We start from the raw sequence: 15,085 nt of genomic DNA on the forward strand, positions 1-15,085 counted from the left end.
TCAATCCAGGAACAACAAGCAAAAAACTAGTATGGGGAGAAAAAATACGTATCTGTTAGGGATGAACAAAGGGGCTAATACAGGATGATACAAAATTTTGTGGATTCGTTAAACAGCTATATATGGAGTTCAGCTTTAGTATTTTTTTTTATTATAATCGGTATATTTCACTCAGTAGCGACACGATTTCTGCAAATTAGGCATTTAAAAGATATGGTAACCCTAACGTTTAAAGGAAGAGATTCAGAAGCTGGATTATCTCCATTTAAAGCGTTATCCATGTCTTTGGGAAGTCGTGTTGGGACGGGAACCATTGCTGGTGTTGCAACAGCTATAGCCTTTGGAGGACCCGGTGCAGTATTTTGGATATGGATTATGGGAATGCTCGGCGCTGTTTCTTCATTTATTGAAACTACACTTTCACAGGTTTATAAAAGTAAGATTAGAGGAGAGTATCGGGGAGGAGCCCCCTTTTATATTGAAAAAGGGCTGAAGATGAGAAAGGTCGCAATTTTATTTGCTGTTGTAACAATCATTGTTATGGCAGTTTTATGGCCAACATTACAGGCAAACACAATTGCCGCTACTGTTCATCAAGCATTTGGCCTCTCTACAGCCATCACAGGTGGGTTATTAGTCATCATTCTAGCAATTATTATTTTTGGTGGGGTGAAAAGATTGGGCAAGGTTGCGGAAACAGTGGTACCTACAATGGCTATTGGTTATGTCCTATTATGTTGTGTAATAGTAGGGTTTAATCTAGAACAATTGCCCAGTGTCATCATGCTAATCTTGAAAAGTGCTTTTGGCATAGATTCGGTGTTTGGAGGTGCTGTGGGGTCTGCTATTAACTGGGGAGTACAGCGTGGCGCTTTTTCACATGCCGCCGGGGTTGGCAGCGAGACTTTTGAAGCTGGAGCTGCTGAAGTATCACATCCGGCAAAACAAGGATTGGTACAGGCCTTTTCCGTTTATCTAACGACTTTAGTTATTTGTTCAGCAACAGCTTTTACGATACTTATAACAGGAATGTATAATGTCTCTCTTGATGGAGGTGGCTTCATTACTTCGAATGCTGCAGCTGGAGAGGATCCTTCTACATATACCCAACTTTCTGTAGAATCAGTCAGTCCTGGTTTTGGTGCACCTTTTTTAGCTATTGCTTTATTCTTCTTTGGTTTTACAACTCTAATGTCATACTATTATAAAGCTGAAACTTGTTTAGCTTTTATTAATGGTAATCGAAATAAATCTTTTAAATTCTTTTTGTATATTTTAAAACTCATTTTGCTCGTTATGGTGTTTGTCGGAAGCGTACAATCTGGAGAAATCGTATGGGCTCTCGGAGATCTTGGAATGGGAAGTATGGCGTGGGTAAATTTAATTGTAATTTTATTAATGACTAAAACGGCTCTAAAAGTATTAAGGGATTATGAGGAGCAAAAAAAACAGCGGAGAGACCCTGTCTTTGATCCCAAAAAACTTGGGATTAAGGGTGCTGATTTTTGGGAGAAAGAGTATCCAATAATGGGAAAAGAGGATGGAAGTAAAGTAAAGGAAGTAATTTAATGTTGAGCGTTGAAAACTGGGAATTTAAATAGATATTGTACCATAATTAAGCCGACAGGTCTTCCAAACCGCGATTTCTTCTTAACACAGTTCTTTCTATTGTTAATGAGGGACAAACGATAGGGTGGCTATGGTATTTTACGATGATTCAAAGTTACAAAAAGAAGCTTATATTTATGATTTTTACATATTTGAAGAACACCAAGGAAGAGGGTAAGATAAATCTCACTAGAGGCGTTAGAAAAGTTGGTAAAAGAGAAGGAATTTGATAAGTTTTCACTTCATGTTTTTGTACACAATGAACGAGCAATTCACCTATATAAAAAACTGAATTTTGAACCTACGGATATCAATATGAAAAAAACATTTAAGTAGTAAAAGAAGGATTCCTGTATAAAGGAGCGTTAATTGAAAAAACCTCTAAAAGGTGGTATTAAGGCGTACTCTGGTGTATCCAAGTACGTTTTTTTAATGGTTTTATTATAAGTCATTCTTTGAGAACATAACCAAAAACGGGGATTAGATTACTTGGAGAACTGTCCCTAAAATGTTTTTTATTTTGCTTAAAAAATGTTTATAAAAGAAGGATAACTACATTTAGTATAGAATTACACTAGTAGTAATAAGAAATAACCAAAAATAACATTTATTACAAAACGATATTACCTATCTTTTACAACCAAAATAGAGCTAATGGAGGATAAGGATGCATTATTTTTTTGAAGTATCGAATATTACCAAAACATTTGGTTCGAAGCGTGCGTTGAAAAATATTTCAATGAATTTAAGAAAAGGGGAATTAATAAGTGTTGTTGGCCATAATGGATCTGGGAAAACAACACTTTTTAAAGTACTATTAGATATTTATCATGCTAACAATGGAACTGTTAAGTTTTATGAAAATAATTTTGATCTAAAAAATGATGTTGGTTATTTACCAGAACAAAGGGGTTTATATAATAAAACAACTATTATTACGCAACTCTTAGCATTTGGTTATTTAAAAGGGAAAAGCAAGAAAGAATTACTACCAAAAATAGACGTTTGGTTATCCTATTTTGGTTTGAATGAACACAAGAATGATATATTAGGAAGTTTATCAAAAGGGAACCAACAGAAAATACAGTTTATCACTTCTATTTTACATGAACCTAAACTATTAATATTGGATGAACCATTTAGCGGATTGGATCCAATTAATGTAGATCTTTTTATAAATGCTATCAAAGACTTGAAAGATAAAGGAGTATCCATTTTATATTCTAGTCACCAATTAAATACCGTTGAAAACCTGTCGGATCGTTTATTAATGATTAATAAAGGGGAAGTTGTTCATTTTGATACCGTTGATCGTATTAAGGATAAGTATACCTACAAATTGAAAATCATAAATGATTCATTAACAGAAGAAATATTGCAATCAGCTGGGGTCATTTATGAGTTAAAGGACAATGTGTATGAAATCGCACTTAAGGACAAACAAGATTCGCAGCAAATAGTTGACTTGTTGCCTAATAAGTTTTCAGAAATGTTTATTATTGAAAAACCTAATTTAGAAAATATTTTTAAAAATGTATTCAGTGAAAAGGGGGAAAGAAATGCACAATAAATATACTGCATACTCTTATGTTTCCATTAAAACACTGTTTCCTGCTAAGTCGTTGTTTTCTGGATTTCTTTTCAATTTAATCATTGCATTAATTGTAACAACACTTTTATTGATTTTTAAACCTGATATTCCCTTTATCGGTAATATAGATACTGGAAGTGACAGCTTGATTTCGTCTTTAAATGTTGTAAAAGGCGTTGCGCTCATTATTGTATTTTTTCTCTTTAGTAATGTAGCAATTATGATGCAAAACGTTTTTGAAGATCGTGATAGTAAGGTCTCCGAGGTTATTAGTACAAGTATTACGGAGAAGCATTATTTATTTGGAAAGTTAGTTACTTCTTTTTATAACATGCTTGTAGTTTTTATTTCCATGGCTCTTGCTATCTTTATTGCAAGTATGGTTTACAGTCTATTTTCAAGCACCTTTAACGTATTTACAGTTGTACTTGCCCCTATATTTTCTTCGTTCACATTAAAGGGGAGTCTATTTTTTGCTGGGTGTGTTCTCATTGTAATGATCATGCTAGCAACTTCTATTTTATTCACACTCAGTCTTGCGATTAAAATAAATAGTTTAGTAGATGCTGCTCCTGTAGCGTTAATTATATTGCTTCCATACATGGTGTTATTCGGCCTGTTTATTTTTTTACCAACAAGTACGGTTGAAACATGGATTTTAATCTCCACAATCGTCATGTTCATTCCAATTTTTTCTCCTTTATTTATATTAATTTATGCCATGTTAAATGGATTTGAACTTTTAACCTATTTGGCCATATTAATATCCGTAATATATGGATTTGTCCTATTTGGTGGAGTATCAAACATTTATAAATATGCCTTTTATACAAGAGAGAAACTTTCTCTTACACAGCTTTTAAAGTTATCTGTTAAAGAGAAAGCGAGATGAGGATTTCTGGCGGAGGGCAAACAAGCAGCAATACCCTCAAGAGTATAAGCAGATAGGGGCATATTGGAGATTGGGTTTATTTAATTGCTTTATCTTTAATAATATTTGACATGACGCATTCGCCTGCAGCAGTAGCCGCTATATATACTGAAGCCTATGACACCTCTATTAACAAACTTCTGGTCTGGGAGTGTTATTGATAGGTTTAACAAGAGAAACATCATGATTACTAATTACTATGGACATAATCAGATTTGGGCTTCTTTAGTCTATTCCTTTGAAAGCGTAAAGTTCAAGGCCTTTAAAAGCGGCATAATCATCGGATGGAGGGGAAGGAGGCGTTCTTTTTTCCTTTCCCGTTAATTCGAATCGTTCCACTCAGCATGAATAACATCAAAAACACCTCCAGATCATGAGAATAGAACCAACTGTTACAACCCCAATATTTGAATAAAACCAATTTTACGTATCATCACTTTTATTAATTGGAATAAAAAGTCCCACAAGACCGGTCAGAGCAAATAACATAAACCCTAGTGAATAAGATGTACTTCCAATAATTCCTCCAGCTATTGATGACCCAACCGATTGACCAACTCCCAATAATAAGAAAGATAAACTCACCCCAATCGAAGGCGTTAACTTAAATATTCGGGAAGACCAAACAATAAATAAACCTGTCATAATTATATAAGAAATCCCGAATAATACTGCAGAAGAGTATACGGTAATCATTGTAGGGATAGTTATAGAATATATAGAGAGAAGCATCATCACAAGAACCAAACGATAAGATAAAGCCAGACCAACTCTATTAATTAATTCCCCTGCAAATCCTCCAAACACTCCTGATGTGCCCATTAAAATCCAGAAAACTACGCTTTCATTCGTGCTCATATCATAGACAACAGTTAAGTAACTTCTCGAAAATGTCCAAAATATAGAGGAACTTATTCCTATGATAAGGGAGACTACCAATAAAAACTTAGCTTTCTTGATAGCTAGCCACCAATGTAGTTTAGTCTGTGTTTTGTGAGTACTAGAACCTTGAGCAGGTATGCTCAAGGTATTCCATACAAGTACAATAAATGCAAGAATCGCGAAGAGAACATACGAAAGCCTCCAGTATTCTGTGAACAGAAGCGCCACAGATCCCGAAAGTATAATTCCAAAACTTGATCCGCTGTTAATCCAGATGTTACCGCGATCTTTATCCTTTTTTTGTAGAGCAGTTGATGCTACTTGACTAAAGGCTGGTGACGCCCAACCGCTGCCTATTCCTGCAATAAATGAACTTAAAGCAAGCAAATAAAACTCCTGAGAAAGTGCTATTCCAACTAATCCAATAATAGCACTTATCCCAGAGAGTTGAATTAATCTTAGCTGACCAAATTTTTGAATCAAAAAGGTAGAAGTAAATAAAGCTAATGTATAGGAAATGTAAGCCGTTGAACCAACTACGCCAGCATTACTTTCCGTAAGCCCTAAGGAAGATGAAATATTAGGTAGGAACAGGCCAAAACTGAAGCGTGCAAATGAATAAGTTACCGCAATCATAGCAATACCAGGAAGTACAATTTTCTTCATCTATTAATCACCTCTTAAAATATATAGAACGTTCATTATATTTATTATGAAAAAAAAGTAAGCCAATCAGCTTACTTTTTATATAAATGCTTTATGCAATACATAAGTTCATGAGCTACATCATCAACATTTATGATTTCTGATAAAGCAGTAGCGCCTTCAAATAGCAAAGCTAATCGAGTAGATTCCCAATAATCAAAATTAAGCTGCTTGAAAAAGAATATCAATGAGTTTTTATGCTTGTTTACATACCTTACAATTTCATTGTTAGAATCAGATGAAAACTCTTCTTTAGCTCTTAAAAACATGCACCCATTAGTCTCATGCATTCGAATCCAATTTAAATGTGCTTGTGCCAATGATAATGCTATTGAATTGCATTTTGGCTTGCTCACCGAGGATTCCAAGTATGAGAAATACTTTTCTTCCCGTCTCTTAAGTACTTGAAGTATTAGGTCTTCTTTGGAATCGAAGTGATTGTATAATGTCATTATAGCAACACCGGCTTCATTTACTATCTGTTTTAATCCGATTGAGTGAAAACCATGTTTGTAAAATAATTCCTCAGCGTGTTCTAGTAAATCTTGTTTTTTTTTACTCACTTAAAATACCTCCTTTATATAGAACGGTCATTATACTTATAACATGGAACGTCTTGAATTACAATGAAATAGAATTACTATACTTCAGATTTTTTTAAAAAAATCTATACTACTCCATATATAAAACCAATACCAACGTTCGTGTAACTGGGCACAGTAAATCATTATATCTGTTAAGCCTACATTATAGTGTCAACTTCCTGCTTGTAGAAACATGTTTGAGGCTCGTTAGTGCAACGGCACCGTATAACAAGTCAAGCTATGATAATGCAAGACAGAAGGGACATTCGGCAAGTTAATTTAAAAGGAAATGTGATAAAGCATAAATCCAGTTATTGAATGGATACAGCATAAGGAAAACCAAGGTCAAGCTTTCTAGAGAAGTGGGGGAAATCGTACAAAATAATCAATCCAATTTGATAGCAGGGCTTATAAAGGTGATAAAAGTGTTCGGTTTGTATTCTTTACTTATTTTGGAGTAATGACAAAGGAATTCACCAAAGGAGATAAAGTATACTAGAGAATTAACAATATACCTCATTTGGAAAATGTATATAAATATGGATCGAAACCTGCGATCTATCGAAAACGGAAAGACAACCTAAATTCGCTGCAAGATTATACGATGTAATTCTAAATGATCTTTATGCAAAATAAAGGTCCTGGAGACATCTAAAAAGGATATAGAGGATCTTCTTTTATTAATTTATTCTAAGTCTTTATTGTTTGAGTATTGACTCATTTGTCTGTAATTTTGTGTCGTTCGTCATAATGGGGAAGCAAACCCGCACTTTCGAGCAAAATTGACAAGTTTACATAATATATATTATAGGAAGTAAACAAAACAAGCGTTAGTATGTATCATATCAAAAGTAAACTTAAAATAGTGAGACGGATGGGGGTTTTTTATTATGCTTCTACAAATAAATCGACTGAGCATATTCTTTATCAGGAGTTATCATCTTTCAAATCCTTTAATTGTCGCCCTACAACTTCTTCAAGTTGATCGCTCTTATTTGATTCCCGCTGCCTTTATGTTTTGCTCCAGCTGTATTCTTTATATCTGTGTATTCAAACACATACGTTTCCTAGTATTTCGTTTTTCGCACCGTCATTGTATTGGCACATTATGAGAGCCTATTATTGAATGAAAAAATAATAGGCTCTCAATATTTTCATTATTTTTAAAAAAGTGATAACACTGTGTTATTAAATCCCGAACTTTTCACAGGCAGCTCATCTCTACTATCGCTGATCATGCATCCGAGCAATTTGGTATCTTCTAAATGCAATGAACGCATTAATCACACAGATAACGCCAAATAAAGACGCCATGGCATAATCGCCTCTAACTATGTTTTGAACCGTCCAAAAACCAGTTATAGATGCAAAAATCACATTGACGGCGATCATTACTGGCTGATACCTCATGTCAGTCCCCCTCTTCTATTTTATATCTATCCTATTAAGTCCATCTTGGTCTAGTTGATCCAAATACTTATCTTCAAGTTCCAGTAATAGAAGTCCAGCCTCATCTGTACTTATTTCTTTTGCGTCTAACATTGCCTCCACTTTATTTCTAGCAAGTGTTGCAGCAAGCTGATCTGGGAATATTTCTTGTTCATATTTAAGCATCGCGGTATCAAATTCATTTTCCATTAATGGAGTTGGAAAATATTGATCTAAATCCTTATCAAATAGAACATAGTCTTCATAGCCAAAGTCTTTTGCTAAAGAAAACAGATACTGCTCCGTTGCAATATACGATTCGTCATTTTCTTCATTTTCATCTTTCATCGAGTGAAGAACTAAATCGCCCAAATAAAATGCTTGTAGTATCTTTTTATATTGCTCTTTTGTTACTTCAATGTTCATTTAGCACCCGCTCCTATAAATTAGTTACTCCTAGCTTGTCGTTAAATAATCTCTTTTTCAATTTTACCCAAAAAAAGGATGGGTACATAACCCATCCTGTTCAATCACTCTTCTGTATTCGTCTCGATCAAATAAGTCCATCCATCTTCTTGACGAATTTTCTTTTCTTTATATAACTTTCCCAATGCTCGTTTAAATGCACCCTTACTCATACCAAACGTTTCCTTGATCAAATCAGGGTCGCTTTTGTCCCAAAATGGCATCTCACCATTATGATCTTGAATATATTGCAACAACACACCCGCATCTCCAACCATTTTGTCTTGTTTTCGAGGTACGAGTGAACCATTTAACGAGCCATCGTCTTTTACACCAATGATTCGAACGGTCAGCTCTTCACCTAAACGAGGTTCACTGTGTCGTTCGCTCTCGTGCACAAAGCATAGGTAGCCTTCTTCTGTTAATAGAAACGTACCCACACGTAATAAGCGGTAAGGACGTGCTTTAAGCTCTTTGTTATGCAGCTCTGGTTCCGCGCGATTTGACAGGACTTGAACCACTTCTTCTGTAGCAAGTCTTGCAAACATATTGCCACTGCGATCTGTTCTAAGTGTTACATACAAATAATCTCCTGCTTTTGGCCATACATGTCGGGCGGCAGGTAAATCCATTGAGACAACGGTAACTTCACGTGAAATACCAATATCAAGCGCTGCACCGTCCCGCTCATTAATTTTAATCACTTTTGCCCAGCCATATGTACCTTTACGAATTTCTGGAATGTTCATGGATGCCACAACGCGTCCACGACGATCAGCATAAAGGAAAAACTCGCGGCTTTCACCAATAGTTAGTTCTTCTGTTATCTCTGATTCATTTAATGGGAATTCTTCGGATCCTCTAATTAAATAATAGCCAAATGGCGCTTCTCTATCGACCGTTAAACGCTGAACGGTCCCTGTGATTGATTCTTCTTGTTGGTACATATAAAATCCTCCTGTTACGTTCTCATATTAAAATAAAATAAAAGTGTATCATCAACCAGTTCCCCGAGGTGATATGTCAACCACTAGGACGCCTTCTATAAGAGGTTGACTTATCACAAGCCGCTTCCACTTTTGATTGTCAATTTGTTAAATCTACCATGAAATGTTTGAAAAGTACATGTATATTCAGCTTTATGCAATGAGTAAAGCCTTTATTTTTTCTTCACTTTCACCGTAAATGTAACCACTTTTGATTGCTCGGGCGCTAACGTTGTATGAAGCTGCAGCTCACTTGCTGATTGATATAAAATATCTTCGGAAGCTTCAATCAATTCCCACGTCTTATAGTAGAATGGATGAATGATCACCATTTCAGCTTCTTGATCTTTGCCATTGCGTAATCGATACTCGTGCTCTTCAATCGTATCTTCACCACTTTTATATCTTCTTATAAGAGCATATTCACTGTCGATATCAACAGCACGACCAAACTGTGATTCAATTTCTTTATTTTTTGGGCTATACGAAATGCGGTCTTCTCCAGCAAAAAGAACTTGATCGTTACGTTCATAGTAAAAAGTCATAATCCCTTTTGCGAGTGGCATGTCACTATCATGTTTCCACGCAATGGTTGATATAGGATGTTCATGCCCAGGTATTGCGACATAATATAGACGATAAGGGAGTATCGAATCAATAAAAGGAATGACTGTTGATTGTTGATCGTGTAAATCCACTCGAAACGGAATAGTGAACAAATGTAATTCTCCTTCCCCTTCCTCCGTTACGATAGACTCTGAGCTATCCATCAACATCATCGATTTATTTTGTTGGATATAAGTAGGTTCTTCTTGGCGGATGCGTTTCGTTTCACCTGCCATGGTTTGAAGAGAAACGTTAATAAAAGATGAACCTGTATTATTTTTCACCTCAATAAAACCATTCACTTTCATTTTATCTTTTCCCAGTAAAACCAGATAATGCGCTTGCCACGACAACTCATTCGTTAAATACGTCATCGTAAAAGCGTTTGGCCAAACGTTCTCATCTACTCGAAATAGAAATGTGTGTAAGTTACTGACAGTTGGAGGGATCGATAAAATGGCAACTTCGCCATCTGGGTTCAATAAAATCTCTTTTGTTCGTATATTTTTCAACACTAAATCTGGCACAGATGCAATCAACCGATGACGTTCCTTTGGAGTGCCTTCAGCACCAAAAAGAATAATTTCTCCTGTTAAAGCTTGAAGGATCGTCAATTGACTTACTCCAGACGCGCGTTGAATCGACCATTCTTCTACAGCGATTTCGTTAAGTATCAAGCTATTTAAATCAATTGTTTGTGGTAAGTCTTGGATGCGAATCCATTGGGATGAATCAGTGGGTAGCTTACGCTTTTCAGTAACTAAAGCAAAATTTCCTTCGTATACGACAAGCTTAAGATCTTCACGATGACTTTCATTCGATTGAAACGTCATCAAACCCCTCCCTTAGAGATCTTTTTTTAAAAGTCTTCTAAATGTTTGTTTTTATATTGTCGTACTTTTTGGTACAATGTTGAAGATCCATTTAGCGCTATAAATATACATAGAAATGAGGGATTATGGATGGAGTTTCCACTTGCGCAGCGAATGGCAGGCTTTAAGACATTGATTTTCAGTGAATTATCTGCATATAAACAACAAAAGATTGGTGAAGGCGCCGCCATGATCGATCTCAGCATCGGTAGTCCGGACTTAGCACCTCCTGCATTTATTAGAGAGACGATATCTACATTGTCCTTAGACGACGATCAATATGGCTATACACTTACAGGTATCAAAGAATTTAATGAAGCTGTTTCAACCTATTACAAAAACGAACATCGCGTAACATTAAACCCTACAAATCAAGTTATGCTATCAATGGGTTCACAAGACGCACTTGTACATTTACCAATGGTGTTTGCGAACCCTGGTGATTATATATTAGTACCTGATCCTGGCTACACAGCTTATGAGACAGGGATTGCAATGGCAGAAGCAGAGCCCTATTATATGCCCCTAAAAGCAGACAATGGCTTTTTACCAGATCTTTCGGCCATTCCAGAAGAAGTCGCAGATCAAACAGCTTTGATGATTTTAAACTTCCCAGGTAATCCCGTTCCTGTCCAAGCAACAGAATCTTTCTATAGAGAAGCGATTGCTTTTGCAAAAAAACATCATATTTTACTTGTCCATGACTTTGCATATGGTGAGCTTTATTATGACGGAAAAAAACCAAAGAGTTTCTTATCGATCCCTGGAGCAATTGACGTTGGTGTTGAGACCAATTCACTCTCAAAAAGCTTTAACATGGCTGGTTGTCGAATAGGTTACATAGCTGGCAATCATCAAGTCATTGATGCGGTTAATCAAATGAAATCAAATTTAGATTATGGTGTATTTAGGCCAATTCAAGTAGCTGCCGCAAAAGCACTGACTGAAGGAGATTGGTATGGTGTGGAGGCGCGTGCTATTTATCAAGAGCGTCGTGATCATCTTATCGAGAGTACAAAAACGATTGGCTGGGACATACCATCTCCAGAAGGAGGAATGTTCGTGTGGGCGCCTATTCCTGAAGGGATCACATCAATGGAGTTTAGTCGTAAGTTGATGGATGAAGCGCATGTTGTTGTGACACCAGGTCATGCGTTTGGTCCAAGTGGTGAAGGCTATGTGCGAATTGCACTTGTACAGGATAAAGAATTGCTCATCGAAGCAGCAAAACGAATTGGAAAACTTTCACTGTTCAAGCCACTGGCAACCACATAATCTTTTAAATAAGGGAAAACGCAAACAAGCGTTTTCCCTTTTAAAATACTGATTTTAAAATGTTCTCGATAATTCGTTTTTGTTCTTCAAACAACGGTAAAAATTGCTTCTTCATGAGACCAAATTCTTCTCTACCTTGATCAGATAAGCGATACCAATAGACTTTTTGACGTTTTTTTTCATAAGACTTGTAGTCATCAGTACGGTTTAATAGACCTTCTTCTGTCATACCATGCAAAGCATCAAGGAGTGTACTTGGCGCCGGCTCCCAATTTCCCCCTACTTTTCGAAACTCTCCTTTGAAATGTTCACTAATCATGCCTGAATGTTGGAGCGATAACAAATGTAAAATATAAAATTTCGTAAATTGAGACGCACTCATATTTAACGCAAATTTCTTCGGATTATTTTTACTCATCTGCTCTCCCCCGTCTCCAAAAGATAGATTCTTTTGTTAATTTTACCACAGAAGATTTTTCAAATCTATATAAAACGATCATATGTTCCTCATTAATAAAGACAGCATTTTTCTTGAATGAAAAAACTAACGCAATTATCAATCTATTCTGTATAATATGTAGTGAGTCTAAATATACGTAGGAAGGAATGATTTTTTTTGAGCACTACGAACGTACATGCATCTAGACGATTGTCACGAAGTGAAGTACCTGAGGATCAAACATGGGATTTGACCGATTTATATCCGTCAAAGGAAGCATGGGAAGAAGCCTTGCACTCACTTTCCCCGCAAGCAGACAAGCTAGTTAACTATAAAGGAACGCTTCATAAAGACAAAGATCAAGTCGCATCCTGCCTTCAGGCTTATGAAGAATTGGTTATTCAACTTGGCCGTGTTTCTACGTATTCAAACCTAAAATTTGCTTGTGAAGGAACTGATACTGAAAACCAAGCAAATGCTTCTCGTGTTGGAGCGATTCTTGCAGCGATTAGTGGCAAACTATCATTTATTTCTACAGAGCTTTCTTTATATACAGAAGATGAGTTAAAAACATTGGTCCAAGATGATGGCCCTATCCAAGCATTTCGCACCATGATCGAAGAACTGATTGAGTGGCAGCCGTTTATGCTTTCCCCTGAAACAGAAGAAGCCTTAGCAGCACTTGGACAAGTACTTGGTAGTCCGCATAACATTTATGAGCGTAGTAAAATGTCTGACATGACGTTTGCAGACATCGAGCTTTCTAACGGTGAAACATTACCAAACTCATTTGCTCTATTTGAAGACCGCTATGAGTTTGCAAAAGATACAGAAACACGAAGAAAAGCGTATGAATCGTTTTCTAAAACATTAAAACGCTATGAAAATACATTTGCCGCTACGTATGAAACAGAGATTACAAAACAAGTAACTCTTGCTAAATTACGTGGATTTGATTCTGTTACTGATATGTTATTGCATCCACAACAAGTAACGCGTGACATGTACAACAATCAACTTGACATCATCCAGAAGGAACTTGCTCCACACATGAGAAAGCTTGCAAAATTGCGTAAAAAAGTGCTCGGTTTAGATAAAATGACATTTGCCGACCTAAAAGCACCGCTTGATCCAGATTTCAACCCACCTACCTCTTACGAAAGTGCAGGCGATGTGATTTTGGAATCCTTGCAAGTGATGGGTCCGGAATATCTTGAGATGATAAAAAAAGGATTAAATAATCGTTGGGTTGACCTGTCAGATAACATTGGAAAATCAACGGGTGCCTTTTGCTCAAGTCCTTATAATGTTCACCCGTATATTCTAATGACATGGACGGATACGATGCGTGGTGCATTCGTTCTCACGCATGAATTCGGACATGCAGGTCACTTTTATTTAGCGGGGAAAAATCAAAGCCAAACGAACACCCGCCCATCTCGTTACTTTGTGGAAGCTCCTTCAACGATGAACGAATTACTACTTGGTCGTCATTTACTAAAAACAACAACTGATCCACGGATGAAACGTTGGGTGATTCTTCAATTCTTAGGTACGTACTATCATAACTTTGTCACCCATTTACTTGAGGGTGAATTGCAACGTCGTGTGTACCAGCTTGCAGATGACGGCAAAGCAATCAATGCTGCGGTTCTTTCTGAACAAAAGCATGAACTGTTAAGCGCGTTCTGGGGCGATTCAGTCGAAATAGATGAGCATGCATCACTTACATGGATGAGGCAGCCACACTATTACATGGAGCTTTATCCATACACCTATAGTGCTGGATTAACAGCTTCAACAGCCGTTTCTCAATTGATTGAAGAGGAAGGCCAGCCTGCTGTAGATCGCTGGTTAGAAGTATTAAAAGCAGGTGGTACGAAATCACCACTTGAACTACTGAAACATGCGGGTGTAGACATGTCGACATCTGACCCAATCAAAAAAGCAGTAGCATTTGTCGGCGAATTGGTTGATGAGCTAGAAAAAAGCTACGAATAATGAAAGGATGGATTCAGCGCAATGCTGAATCCATCCTTTCATCGATTAATACCCTTTTAATTTTTCATACCATTGTTTCGCCGCTTGTGCTTCATCTTGTGTAAGCTGATGACCTTGACTATGCCAATATACATCTATGCTTGCTCCTGCCTCTTTTAAGAGCTTTTCTAAATCATTCGTTTCTTGCGGTGGACAAATGGGATCATTGTCACCAGCTGTAATCAGCACAGGTACATTGGAAACATCAGGAAGCTCCTTATTACGAATCGGCACCATTGGATGATGCAAAATCGCAGCCTTTAAAACATTGCTGTAATGGAACAACAAGCTTCCTGCAATGTTCGCTCCATTTGAATAGCCGATAGCAATCACGTTCTCGCGGTCAAAGCCATAATCCTTAGCTGCTTTATCGATGAAGTTATGCAATTCTTCAGTGCGGAACTTTAAGTCCTCAAGATCAAATACCCCTTCTGCTAAACGTTTGAAAAAGCGTGGCATACCATTTTCGGATACATTCCCCCGAACGCTTAACACGCTCGCTTCTTGATCAATTATGTCAGCAAGTGGCAACAAGTCTTGTTCTGTACCGCCTGTGCCATGTAGTAAAAGAAACGTTGGTTTTGATTTTAATCCTTCTTTGAAAATATGTTTCATCCTTCACCCTTCCCTTCTACATATGGTCTATCTTGATTGTAACCAACGCCCTACATTA

General features: G+C 36.8%; 14 protein-coding genes. 6 read left to right on the top strand and 8 right to left on the bottom strand.

All coding sequences use genetic code 11. The features are described from left to right. Window positions 1–84 precede the first annotated feature (84 nt). The 4 genes from AB1471_RS07950 (at window position 85) to AB1471_RS07965 (ending at window position 4,091) form a co-directional block, all read left to right on the top strand. The gene (locus tag AB1471_RS07950) at window positions 85–1,569 is read left to right on the top strand and encodes an alanine/glycine:cation symporter family protein (RefSeq protein ID WP_367779218.1); all 1,485 of its coding nucleotides are present in this window, start codon (window positions 85–87) and stop codon (window positions 1,567–1,569) included. 222 nt (window positions 1,570–1,791) lie between these two features. Further along, complete coding sequence (locus tag AB1471_RS07955) at window positions 1,792–1,944, top strand: GNAT family N-acetyltransferase (RefSeq protein ID WP_367779353.1); 153 nt, start codon at window positions 1,792–1,794, stop codon at window positions 1,942–1,944. Window positions 1,945–2,275: 331 nt separating this feature from the next. Further along, window positions 2,276–3,178, top strand: a complete 903-nt coding sequence (locus tag AB1471_RS07960; protein ID WP_367779219.1) for an ABC transporter ATP-binding protein — start codon at window positions 2,276–2,278, stop codon at window positions 3,176–3,178. Then, window positions 3,168–4,091 (top strand): ABC transporter permease family protein, encoded by a 924-nt coding sequence (locus AB1471_RS07965; RefSeq protein ID WP_367779220.1) that lies wholly within the window; start codon window positions 3,168–3,170, stop codon window positions 4,089–4,091. Before AB1471_RS07960 ends, AB1471_RS07965 begins: the two co-directional genes overlap by 11 nt. A 462-nt stretch (window positions 4,092–4,553) precedes the next feature. On the opposite strand, the gene AB1471_RS07970 is transcribed toward AB1471_RS07965, so the two are convergent. The 6 genes from AB1471_RS07970 to AB1471_RS07995 all read right to left on the bottom strand — a co-directional run bounded on the left by AB1471_RS07970 (window position 4,554) and on the right by AB1471_RS07995 (window position 10,619). Then, complete coding sequence (locus AB1471_RS07970; protein WP_367779221.1) at window positions 4,554–5,678, bottom strand: MFS transporter; 1,125 nt, start codon at window positions 5,676–5,678, stop codon at window positions 4,554–4,556. A gap of 71 nt (window positions 5,679–5,749) precedes the next feature. Then, window positions 5,750–6,280 (bottom strand): TetR/AcrR family transcriptional regulator, encoded by a 531-nt coding sequence (locus AB1471_RS07975; protein ID WP_367779222.1) that lies wholly within the window; start codon window positions 6,278–6,280, stop codon window positions 5,750–5,752. A 1,245-nt stretch (window positions 6,281–7,525) separates the two neighbouring features. Continuing rightward, complete coding sequence (locus AB1471_RS07980; RefSeq protein WP_367779223.1) at window positions 7,526–7,711, bottom strand: hypothetical protein; 186 nt, start codon at window positions 7,709–7,711, stop codon at window positions 7,526–7,528. Between the two features lie 15 nt (window positions 7,712–7,726). Beyond that, window positions 7,727–8,155 carry a hypothetical protein gene (locus AB1471_RS07985; RefSeq protein ID WP_367779224.1) on the bottom strand — a complete coding sequence of 143 codons (429 nt, stop codon included), beginning with the start codon at window positions 8,153–8,155 and terminating at the stop codon, window positions 7,727–7,729. A gap of 104 nt (window positions 8,156–8,259) precedes the next feature. Then, a complete protein-coding gene (locus AB1471_RS07990; RefSeq protein WP_367779225.1) occupies window positions 8,260–9,141 on the bottom strand; it encodes a CvfB family protein in 882 nt (293 codons plus the stop codon). Window positions 9,142–9,353: 212 nt separating this feature from the next. Further along, a complete protein-coding gene (locus AB1471_RS07995; RefSeq protein WP_367779226.1) occupies window positions 9,354–10,619 on the bottom strand; it encodes a DUF4139 domain-containing protein in 1,266 nt (421 codons plus the stop codon). Between the two features lie 129 nt (window positions 10,620–10,748). On the opposite strand from AB1471_RS07995, the gene AB1471_RS08000 reads away from it, so the two are divergent. Beyond that, window positions 10,749–11,933: an LL-diaminopimelate aminotransferase gene (locus tag AB1471_RS08000; protein ID WP_367779227.1), complete on the top strand. Its 1,185-nt coding sequence runs from the start codon at window positions 10,749–10,751 to the stop codon at window positions 11,931–11,933. Window positions 11,934–11,973: 40 nt separating this feature from the next. Here the strand turns inward: AB1471_RS08000 and AB1471_RS08005 are convergent, their stop codons facing one another. After that, complete coding sequence (locus AB1471_RS08005) at window positions 11,974–12,351, bottom strand: PadR family transcriptional regulator (RefSeq protein ID WP_367779228.1); 378 nt, start codon at window positions 12,349–12,351, stop codon at window positions 11,974–11,976. A 198-nt stretch (window positions 12,352–12,549) separates the two neighbouring features. On the opposite strand from AB1471_RS08005, the gene pepF reads away from it, so the two are divergent. After that, window positions 12,550–14,373 (top strand): oligoendopeptidase F, encoded by a 1,824-nt coding sequence (gene pepF, locus AB1471_RS08010; protein ID WP_367779229.1) that lies wholly within the window; start codon window positions 12,550–12,552, stop codon window positions 14,371–14,373. A 45-nt stretch (window positions 14,374–14,418) separates the two neighbouring features. On the opposite strand, the gene AB1471_RS08015 is transcribed toward pepF, so the two are convergent. Further along, complete coding sequence (locus AB1471_RS08015) at window positions 14,419–15,027, bottom strand: alpha/beta hydrolase (protein ID WP_367779230.1); 609 nt, start codon at window positions 15,025–15,027, stop codon at window positions 14,419–14,421. Window positions 15,028–15,085 lie beyond the last annotated feature (58 nt).

The organism is Jeotgalibacillus marinus, assembly GCF_040801915.1.
In the GTDB taxonomy this organism is placed as follows: domain Bacteria; phylum Bacillota; class Bacilli; order Bacillales; family Jeotgalibacillaceae; genus Jeotgalibacillus; species Jeotgalibacillus marinus.

Bases quoted from the DNA above. Each gene is read 5' to 3' on its own strand.
- AB1471_RS08005 (WP_367779228.1), bottom strand. From the start codon at position 12,351: ATGAGTAAAAATAATCCGAAGAAATTTGCGTTAAATATGAGTGCGTCT.
- AB1471_RS07970 (WP_367779221.1), bottom strand. From the start codon at position 5,678: ATGAAGAAAATTGTACTTCCTGGTATTGCTATGATTGCGGTAACTTAT.
- AB1471_RS08000 (WP_367779227.1), top strand. From the start codon at position 10,749: ATGGAGTTTCCACTTGCGCAGCGAATGGCAGGCTTTAAGACATTGATT.
- AB1471_RS07950 (WP_367779218.1), top strand. From the start codon at position 85: ATGATACAAAATTTTGTGGATTCGTTAAACAGCTATATATGGAGTTCA.
- AB1471_RS07960 (WP_367779219.1), top strand. From the start codon at position 2,276: ATGCATTATTTTTTTGAAGTATCGAATATTACCAAAACATTTGGTTCG.
- AB1471_RS07990 (WP_367779225.1), bottom strand. From the start codon at position 9,141: ATGTACCAACAAGAAGAATCAATCACAGGGACCGTTCAGCGTTTAACG.
- AB1471_RS07995 (WP_367779226.1), bottom strand. From the start codon at position 10,619: ATGACGTTTCAATCGAATGAAAGTCATCGTGAAGATCTTAAGCTTGTC.
- AB1471_RS08015 (WP_367779230.1), bottom strand. From the start codon at position 15,027: ATGAAACATATTTTCAAAGAAGGATTAAAATCAAAACCAACGTTTCTT.
- AB1471_RS07965 (WP_367779220.1), top strand. From the start codon at position 3,168: ATGCACAATAAATATACTGCATACTCTTATGTTTCCATTAAAACACTG.
- AB1471_RS07980 (WP_367779223.1), bottom strand. From the start codon at position 7,711: ATGAGGTATCAGCCAGTAATGATCGCCGTCAATGTGATTTTTGCATCT.
- AB1471_RS07985 (WP_367779224.1), bottom strand. From the start codon at position 8,155: ATGAACATTGAAGTAACAAAAGAGCAATATAAAAAGATACTACAAGCA.